Consider the following 9,885-nt stretch of genomic DNA (forward strand, 5'->3'; position numbering starts at 1 on the left):
ATCGCGCGCGTCCCGCGTACGCACCAACGAAAACAGCCGCATGTCCTGAGAACATGCGGCTGTTTTTCATGATGCCTCACACTGTGTAAATCGATTCAGGTCTTCGGCAAAGTCACGCCATGCTGGCCCTGGTACTTGCCGCCGCGATCCTTGTACGAGGTTTCGCAGATCTCGTCGCTTTCGAAGAACAGCACCTGCGCGCAGCCTTCGCCGGCGTAGATCTTGGCCGGCAGCGGCGTGGTGTTGGAGAATTCCAGCGTGACGTAGCCTTCCCATTCCGGCTCGAAAGGCGTGACGTTGACGATGATGCCACAACGCGCGTAAGTCGACTTGCCGAGGCAAATGGTCAGCACGCTGCGCGGGATGCGGAAGTATTCCACGGTGCGCGCCAGCGCGAAGGAATTCGGCGGGATGATGCAGACATCGCCCTTGAAGTCGACGAAGGATTTTTCGTCGAAATTCTTGGGATCGACAATGGTCGAGTTGATGTTGGTGAAGATCTTGAATTCGTTGGCGCAGCGGATGTCGTAGCCGTACGACGAGGTGCCGTAGGACACGATCTTCTGGCCGTTGGACTCGCGCACCTGACCGGGCTCGAAGGGCTCGATCATTCCCTCGTTTTCCGCCATGCGGCGGATCCATTTGTCGGATTTGATTGCCATTGTCTTTTTATAAATGAATTGCGATAAAAGTGCTGCAATTTTACGCTAAATGCAGCATCGTTCCCTCAAACCTGCTGTCGGCAGGCAATATTGCATCCTTATCCCGCCTAACGCTGCATGGTCTCCCAGACTTTTTGCAGCCGCTTGACCGACACCGGCATCGGCGTGCGCAGCTCCTGCGCATACAGCGACACCCGCAGTTCTTCCAGCAGCCAGCGGAATTCCAGCATCTTGGGATCGGCTGCGCCCCGGTCTTTTTGCGCACGCTGCCATGGGGCCGCGACCTGCATCCATTCGGAGAGCAGGCGCGCGTCACGGGTCGGGTCAGCGCGCAGTTTTTCCATCCGCACATTGACCGCCTTGAGGTAGCGCGGGAAATGCATCAGATTGTTGTAGTCGTTGTCGGCAATGAATCGCTTGCCGACCAGGTTCTGCAGCTGCGACTGCATGTCGGCGGAGGCCTGCGCGTGGGCCTTGATGGTTTGCAGCTTCTTCGGCAGCGTGTAGTACTCGGCCAGCACCAGGCCGGCCAGCCGGGCGATTTCATTGACCAGCAGGCCGAAACGCGCTTTCCCCTCTTCCTTGCGGCGGTTGAATTCGTCGGCATTGCGCGGCAGCGGCTCTTGCATGAAGGCGCGCTCCAGGCCTGCGGACAGAATCTGGTCGCGCAATTCTTCCTGCGAACCGAGCGCCATGAATTGCATGCCCATCTGCTGCAGGCCGGGGATATTCTTTTCCTGATACTTGAGCTGCTCTTTCAATTGCAGCGCAAACAGGCGGCGCAGGCCGGCGAAATGCTGGCGTGCGGCGTCGGCGGGATCGTCGAAGACTTCGAGATCGCAATGCGTCTTCTTGTCGACCAGCGCCGGGAAGCCGATCAGGGTCTGCGATTTGCCCGGGCCGCCACGCTGAATTTCCAATAGCTCGGGCAGTTCGCCGAAGGTCCAGTTGGTGAGGTTGCCGTATTCGGAAACCGATGCCTCGCTTGCTCCGGCGCTTGCCGCCGGTGCTGCCTTGGCCGCCCCGGGCTTGCCGTCAGAGGGTGCAGCAGCAACTGCAGCCGCTGCCGGCGTGGCGATGCCGGTAATCGCGGTCTGCTCGGCCAGCTTCTGGAATTGCTCGCGTGCCTGTCCGCCGAACTCGGCTTGCAGGCTGCCGAGATTGCGGCCCATCTCCAACTGGCGACCGTGCTCATCGACGATCTTGAAATTCATCGCGTGATGCGCGGGCAAGGTCTCCTGCTTGAAATCCGTGGTCTTGACCATGATGGTGATCTGCTCGCGGATGTCGGCGATCAGCGCATCGATCAGTTCGCCCTTGCCGAACAGGTGGCGCTCTTCCATGCGGTCGCAGAAACCGGCGGCATAGTCCGGCAGAGGCACACAGTGGCGGCGCAGTTTTTGCGGCAGCGACTTGAGCAGCAGATGGACTTTTTCCTTGAGCATACCCGGCACCAGCCATTCGCAGCGCGCGGTGGAAACCTGGTTCAGGGCGTACAGCGGCACGGTCAGCGTGACGCCGTCGCGCGGCGTGCCGGGTTCGAAGTGGTAAGACAGCGCCATGCTCAAACCCGCCACCGTCATGACCTTGGGGAACAGCTCGGTGGTCACGCCTGCGGCTTCGTGACGCATGAGGTCGTCGCGGTTCAGGAACAGCAGCTTGGGATCGACGGCAGTGGCGTCCTTGTGCCACTTCTCGAAACCGATGCCGTTGCAGACGTCCGCCGGAATCAGCTTGTCGTAGAACGCGGCGATCAGTTCGTCATCCACCAGCACGTCGAGGCGGCGCGATTTGTGTTCGAGGTTTTCAATCTCGCGCACCAGCTTCTGGTTGTGCGCGAAGAACGGCGCGCGCGTGTCGAAATCGCCGCCGACCAGCGCATCGCGGATGAAGATTTCACGCGCTTCCTGCGGATTGATCAGGCCGAAGTTGATGCGGCGCTGGCTGTACACCACGAGGCCGTACAAGGTCGCACGCTCGGAGGCGGTGACCTGCGCGCTGCGCTTTTCCCAGCGCGGCTCGCCCCAGGATTTCTTGAGCAGATGGCCGCCGATACGCTCCAGCCATTCCGGCTGGATCTGTGCGACGCAGCGCGCGTACAGGCGTGAAGTATCGACCAGCTCGGCGGCGACGATCCACTTGCCTGCTTTTTTCTGCAGGCTGGAACCGGGCCAGATATGGAACTTGATGCCGCGCGCGCCGAGGTAATGCGAATCTTCGTCGGACTTGAAACCGACGTTACCCAGCAAGCCGGTCAGCAAGGCAGTATGCAATTGTTCGTTGGTTGCCGGCGCTTCATTCATGCGCCAGCCCTGCTCGCGCACGATGGTCAGCAATTGCGAATGCACGTCGCGCCACTCGCGCAGGCGCAGCTGCGACAGGAAATTGGCGCGGCAATGGTCTTGCAGCTGGCGGTTGGACTTCTTGTGCTCGATGGTTTCTTCGAACCACTTCCAGATCTTGAGGTAACTCTGGAACTCGGATTTCTCGTCGGCGAATTTCTTGTGCGCCTGATCGGCGGCGTTCTGCGCTTCCATCGGGCGGTCGCGCGGATCCTGCACCGACAGCGCCGAAGCGATGATCAGCAATTCCGACAGACAGGCGTTCTCGCGCCCGGCCAGGATCATGCGGCCCACGCGCGGATCGAGCGGTAGTTTGGCGAGCTGGTTGCCGAGCGGCGTCAGCTGGTTGAATTCGTCGACGGCGCCCAGTTCTTGCAGCAACTGGTAGCCGTCGGCAATCGCGCGTCCCAGCGGCGGCTCGATGAAGGGGAAGGTTTCGACGTCCGCCAGATGCAGCGACTTCATGCGCAGGATGACCGAGGCCAGCGACGAACGCAGGATTTCCGGCTCGGTGAATTTCGGCCGTTGCAGGTAATCTTGCTCTTCATAGAGGCGGATGCACACGCCCGCCGCGACACGGCCGCAACGGCCGGCGCGCTGGTTCGCAGCCGATTGCGCAACCGGCTCGATCTGCAGCTGCTCGACCTTGTTGCGGTAGCTGTAACGCTTCACGCGCGCCAGGCCGGCATCGACCACGTAGCGGATGCCCGGCACGGTCAGCGAGGTTTCGGCGACATTGGTCGCCAGCACGATGCGGCGCGCGTTGCTGGATTTGAAGACGCGTTCCTGCTCTTGCGCCGACAAGCGCGCGAACAAGGGCAGGATTTCCACGTGCGGCGGATGGTGCTTGCGCAGCGCTTCGGCGGCATCGCGGATTTCGCGCTCGCCCGGCAAGAACACCAGCACGTCGCCGGAACCGATGCGCGCCAGTTCGTCGACGGCATCGACCACGGCGTCCATCAGGTCGCGCTGCTCGCGGTCCTTTTGTGCTTGCGTGGCACGGCCTTCGGCCCGGGCGCGGGCGTTGGCCACTTCCGGCGCAAGATTGCTGCGGTCGGCGTTGTCGACCGGACGATAGCGTATCTCCACCGGATACAGCCGGCCCGACACTTCGATCACCGGCGCAAGCTTGAGCTCACCGTTGACCTCGTTGCCGAAGTGACGTGCAAAGCGGTCGGCGTCGATGGTCGCCGAGGTGATGATGACTTTCAGGTCGGGACGCTTCGGCAGCAATTGCTTCAGGTAGCCGAGCAGGAAGTCGATGTTGAGGCTGCGTTCATGCGCCTCGTCGATGATGATGGTGTCGTACTGGCGCAGCAGGGGATCGGTCTGCGTCTCCGCCAGCAAAATACCATCGGTCATCAGCTTGACCCACGCACCCTTGGTCAGCGTGTCGTTGAAGCGCACCTTGAAACCGACGTGTTCGCCCGGCGGCGTACCGAGTTCCTGCGCGATGCGCTTGGCGGTCGACGAGGCCGCGATACGGCGCGGCTGGGTGTGGCCGATCAGGCCTTTTTCGCCGCGGCCGAGCTGCAGGCAGATTTTCGGCAACTGCGTGGTCTTGCCGGAACCGGTTTCGCCGCTGACGATGATGACCTGGTTGGCTTGCAAGGCGTCGGCGATCTCCTGCCGGCGGCCGGACACCGGCAGCTCTTCGGGGAAGGTGATCTCGGGCAGCGGATTGCGTACAGGCGGTGCGGGTGGCGCGGACTGCGCGCGTTGCTGACCTTGCGGCCGCTGTTGACCTGACGGTCTCTGCTGGCGTTCGGCGCGTTCTGGACGACGGTCTTCCTTGCTGGGCGAAGAAGGCGGATTTTTTGGGGGAGGATTTGTGACGGACATGACAGGCGGCATTATACCCGCCGCAAGGGCTTCCTTGTCAGTCGGCGTCGGTGTCCCGGGCCGTCCTAGCGTACTGTTGTTATCCAATGCCGACGCAGCTCCCAACTGAAAAGTCCCTGCATGGCGCAGCACCAGATTTCTCATGCGTGGTTATAATGCGCAACATGGAAAATGACACCGATTACGCCAGCTTCGTGGCGTGGCTGCGCTCCGTCGCACCTTATGTACATGCTTTTCGCGGCAAGACCTTTGTGGTCGCCTTTCCGGGCGAACTGGTGACGGCAGGCGGCCTGGCCGTGCTGGCGCAGGACTTGTCGTTGCTGCATGCCCTCGGCATCCGCGTGGTCGTGGTGCACGGCTCGCGACCGCAGGTGGAAGAACAACTGGCGCTGCGTAACGTGGAAGCCCGCTTCCACAACGGCTTGCGCATCACCGACCCGGCTGCGCTGGAATGCGCCAAGGAAGCCGCCGGCGAACTGCGCCTGGACATCGAAGCCGCCTTCAGCCAGGGCTTGCCGAATACGCCGATGGCGCATGCGGCGATCCGTGTCATTTCCGGCAACTTTGTGACGGCCCGTCCGATGGGCGTAATCGACGGCGCCGACCTGCAACTGACCGGCATCGTCCGTAAGGTCGCTGCCGACGCCATCCACCCTATCCTGAACGCCGGCGGCATCGTGCTGCTGTCGCCGCTGGGTTTCTCGCCGACCGGCGAAGCCTTCAACCTGGCGATGGAAGACGTGGCGGTCACGGCCGCCATCGCCCTGCGCGCCGAAAAACTGATTTTCCTGAGCGAAACACCGCTGATGCACGATGCCGCCGGCACCGATATCCGCGAGTTGTCGTCGCACCAGGCCGAAGCCGTGTTGCTGGCCAACTTCCTGCCGCCGGACGCCGCTTTTTATCTGAAAAATGCCGTCAAGGCCTGTAACGCCGGCGTGTCGCGCGCGCACATCGTGCCGTTCGCCACCGACGGATCGGTGTTGCTGGAGCTGTTTACCCATGACGGTATCGGCACCATGATCACCTACGAAAATCTGGAAAGCCTGCGCGAAGCCACCATCGAAGACGTAGGCGGCATCCTCAAGCTGATCGAGCCGCTGGAAGCCGACGGCACGCTGGTCAAACGCGGCCGCGAGCTGATCGAGCGCGAGATCCATTACTTCTCGGTGATCGAGCATGACAACGTGATCTTCGGCTGTGCCGCGCTCTATCCTTTCCCGAAGGAAAGAATGGGCGAAATGGCCTGCCTCACCGTCAATCCGGAAGTCCAGGCGCAAGGCGACGGCGAGCGTATCCTCAAGCACATCGAAACGCGCGCGCGCGAATCGGGCCTGACCAAGCTGTTCGTGCTGACCACGCGCACCTCGCACTGGTTCATGCGGCGCGGCTTCGTGCTGGCGACCGTTGACGATCTGCCGAAGGACAGGCAACACATGTACAACTGGCAACGCAAGTCGCTGGTGCTGATCAAGAATCTATAATGATGAAATCAGGACGTGAGATTGCCGACAAGCACTCAACCGCTGAAGACCTTCACCGAGCTGCGCGTGTCTCATGTCCTCCCCCGAACTACTTAATTGCATAATCGCTTTACACAAGGAATCAACATGGCACGCACCATCCATTGCATCAAACTGAACAAGGAAGCCGAAGGCCTCGACTTCCCGCCGTACCCGGGCGAGCTGGGCAAGCGCATTTACGAAAGCGTGTCCAAGGAAGCCTGGGCCGGATGGCTCAAGCACCAGACCATGCTGGTCAATGAAAACCGCCTGATGCTGGCCGACGCGCGCGCTCGCAAATACCTGGCCGTGCAGATGGAAAAGCATTTCTTCGGCGAAGGCGCCGATGCAGCGCAGGGCTACGTTCCGCCGCCAGGCGAGTAAGCCTGCATCAGCGGCCAACGGCTGCTCACGGTTCAGGCGCATCGCGCCGTCTGAACCGTTTTTCTCCTCCCTCACTGCCCCTCCCGCCTTTTCCCTCACTTCACAGCGACTCTTTCGCAGGTTCCTGAGCACCACGGATTTTTTTAGCCGTTTACCGGTCTATCCACCTCACGTCGCTGCCATGCGACAATCCACAACTACGCATCAACGCTGACTTTGCGTCCCCTTGATCATCCATTCAGGAAAACATGCCTCTGCTCCGTCCCGCGTCCTTTTCTCGCCGCATTGCCCGTTACACTCTTCCGCTGCTCCTGACTCTTGCCGCTTCTGCTGCTTCTGCCACTGCGGCCCAGGCTGCCGATGCGCCTGTGCCGCTGCCGTCCGGCGTCACGCCAGGGCCGTCCGCCGAAGGCATCAGCGAATACCGTTTCAGCAACGGCTTCAAGCTGTTGCTCATGCCTGACGCCAGCAAGCCGACCGTCACTGTCAACATGACCTATCTGGTCGGCTCGCGCCAGGAGAACTACGGCGAGACCGGCATGGCGCATCTGCTGGAGCACCTGATGTTCAAAGGCACGCCGCAGCACAGCGCGATCCCGCAGGAATTCAGCAAGCGCGGCATGAATTTCAACGGCACCACGTCGCTGGACCGCACCAACTATTACGAATTCTTCCCCGCCGGCGACGAGAACCTGCAATGGGCCATCGCCATGGAAGCGGATCGCATGCTGAACTCCTTCATCGCGCGCAAGGATCTGGACAGCGAAATGACCGTGGTGCGCAACGAGTTCGAAAGCGGAGAAAACTCGCCAAGCTCGGTCATGGTCAAGCGCATGCAAAGCGTCGCCTTCGACTGGCACAACTACGGCAATGCGACTATCGGCAATCGCAGCGATATCGAGCACGTCAAGATCGAAAACCTGCAAGCCTTTTACCGCACGTATTACCAACCCGATAATGCAGTGCTGCTGATCGCCGGCAAGTTCGATCCGGCCAAGGTGCTGGAGTGGGTCAACCGGAGTTTCGGCAAGATGACGAAGCCGGCGCGCGTACTGCCCGACTTCTGGACGGTGGAACCGACCCAGGACGGCGAGCGCCAGTTCACCATCCGCCGCAGCGGCGACGTGCAGCTGGTGTATGTCGGCTACAAGATCCCGGCCGGCCTGCACATTGATTCGGACGCCATCGGCATTGCCGCCGACATCCTGGCCGACACGCCCAACGGCCGCCTGCACAAGCTGCTCGTCGAGACCGGCAAGGCCAGCGCGATCCTGCAATTCCAGCTGGGCGGCTATGCGCCGGGACTGCAGATCATCGGCGCCGTGGTCAAGAAAGGCGAAGCGCTGGAACCGGTGCGCCAGGCGCTGACCGACGCCATCGAATCCTTCGCCGCCACGCCACCGACGGAAGCAGAGATGGCGCGTGTGCGCGTCAGCAATGCCAACGCCTACGAAAAGCTGCTGAGCGACCACCAGCGCATCGGCATCGCCTTGTCCAACGTACTGGCGCTGGGCGACTGGCGCCTGCTGTTCGCCGGGCGCGATCAGGTCGCCGCAATGACCTCGCAACAGGTCGCCGCAGCAGCCGCCAGCTACTTCCGCCGCGACAACCGCACCGTCGGCTTGTTCATCCCTGAAGACCAGCCGCAGCGCAGCGATATTCCCGCTGCGCCGAGTGTCGACAGCGTGCTGCAAAACTATCAGCCGCGCGCGGCCATCGCCACCGGCGAAGCCTTTGACTCGTCGCCTGCGAACCTGGACCAGCGCACCCAGCACATCCGTATTGGCGGGCTGAAGGTCGCGTTGCTGCCGAAGAAGACCCGCGGCCAGACCGTCTCGGTCAGCATGAAGCTGGACTGGGGCGATGCCCAAAGCCTGTTCGGCAAGCGGACCGTCGCCGGCATGACCGGTGAAATGCTGGGTCGCGGCAGCCAAACGATGACGCGCGAGCAGCTGGCCGACGAGTTCGCCCGACTGAAGATCAGCGGCGGCGTCTACAACTTCCAGACCACGCGCGGCAACCTCGACGCCGCCCTGCGCCTGATGGCCGACGTGCTGCAACACCCGCGCTTCGACGCTGCCGAGTTCGAACAGCTGCGCAAGCAAACCCTGGTCAGCCTGGAATCCTCGCGCAACGATCCGACCTCGCGCGCACAGGAAGCGCTGGCCAAGCACTTCGACCATTACCCGGCCGGCGACTGGCGCGCGGCACGCTCGCTGGACCTGCGCATCGCCGAAGTGCAGGCGCTGTCGCTCGACGATGTCAAAGCCTTTCACCGCAACTTCTACGGCGCATCCTCGGGTGAAATCGCCATCGTCGGCGACTTCGATTCCGACGCCGCCGCACGCACCATCCAGCAAAGCCTGTCCACCTGGACCAGCGCGGCGCCCTATCAACGGGTGTTGCAAGACTACGCCGACATCGCGCCGGCGCGCCTGACGATCAACACCCCGGACAAGGAAAACGGCACCTTCATCGCCCGCCTCAACCTCGACATGCGCGACGAGGATCCCGACTACCCGGCGCTGGTCGTCGCCAACTACCTGATCGGCGGCGCCAGCCTCAAGTCGCGCCTGGCCGACCGTGTGCGCCAGCGTGAAGGCCTGTCCTACAGCATCAGCTCCTTCCTGTCGGTCAGCGCCATCAGCAATGCCGCACAAATCGGCATCGGCGCCATCGCTGCGCCCCAGAACCTGGACAAGGTCGACGCCGCCATCCGCGAAGAATTGCAGCGCGCGATCAAGGACGGCTTCACCCAGGAAGAACTCGACCGCGCCAAATCCGGCATCCGCCAGCAACGCGAACAAGCCCGTGCGCAGGACGACACCATCAGCAACGGCTGGGTCAACCTGCTGGACCTGGATCGCACCTACGCCTGGGCTGCGCAACTGGATCAGCGCATCGCTGCGTTGACGCTGGAGCAGATCAACGAGGTCGTACGCAAGCGCCTCACGCTCGACAAAATGAGTGTCGTGATTGCGCGGGATGAGAGCAAGGCGAAGTAGCCTTGACGGAGTGCGTTGGTGCACTTACTGAAGCACTTACGCCACTGGGTACCAGCGTTCGTTGGGACGACGGTGCAATTAATTGAGACAGAAGGTGAAAGTGGAAATCACAAAGCCGAAGGCGAGTGATTTCTGGCGAGGCGAAGCG

Annotated in this window: 5 protein-coding genes; 3 read left to right on the top strand and 2 right to left on the bottom strand. The window is 62.0% G+C overall.

What is annotated here, in order from left to right; all coding sequences use genetic code 11:
• Nucleotides 1–95: 95 nt before the first annotated feature.
• Together dcd and hrpA are read right to left on the bottom strand one after the other, a co-directional pair.
• Nucleotides 96–662, bottom strand: a complete 567-nt coding sequence (dcd, locus tag AKL25_RS23070) for a dCTP deaminase (protein WP_050480051.1) — start codon at nucleotides 660–662, stop codon at nucleotides 96–98.
• A 107-nt stretch (nucleotides 663–769) separates the two neighbouring features.
• Complete coding sequence (gene hrpA / locus AKL25_RS23075) at nucleotides 770–4,846, bottom strand: ATP-dependent RNA helicase HrpA (RefSeq protein ID WP_050480054.1); 4,077 nt, start codon at nucleotides 4,844–4,846, stop codon at nucleotides 770–772.
• A gap of 155 nt (nucleotides 4,847–5,001) precedes the next feature.
• Between hrpA and argA the strand changes: the two genes are divergently transcribed.
• The 3 genes from argA to AKL25_RS23090 all read left to right on the top strand — a co-directional run bounded on the left by argA (nucleotide 5,002) and on the right by AKL25_RS23090 (nucleotide 9,737).
• The gene (gene argA / locus AKL25_RS23080; protein ID WP_157050740.1) at nucleotides 5,002–6,330 is read left to right on the top strand and encodes an amino-acid N-acetyltransferase; all 1,329 of its coding nucleotides are present in this window, start codon (nucleotides 5,002–5,004) and stop codon (nucleotides 6,328–6,330) included.
• 126 nt (nucleotides 6,331–6,456) lie between these two features.
• The gene (locus AKL25_RS23085; RefSeq protein ID WP_050480052.1) at nucleotides 6,457–6,732 is read left to right on the top strand and encodes an oxidative damage protection protein; all 276 of its coding nucleotides are present in this window, start codon (nucleotides 6,457–6,459) and stop codon (nucleotides 6,730–6,732) included.
• A gap of 248 nt (nucleotides 6,733–6,980) precedes the next feature.
• Nucleotides 6,981–9,737 (top strand): M16 family metallopeptidase, encoded by a 2,757-nt coding sequence (locus AKL25_RS23090; protein ID WP_083444850.1) that lies wholly within the window; start codon nucleotides 6,981–6,983, stop codon nucleotides 9,735–9,737.
• Nucleotides 9,738–9,885 lie beyond the last annotated feature (148 nt).

Source organism: Herbaspirillum rhizosphaerae (assembly GCF_001189965.1).
GTDB lineage: Bacteria > Pseudomonadota > Gammaproteobacteria > Burkholderiales > Burkholderiaceae_D > Herbaspirillum > Herbaspirillum rhizosphaerae.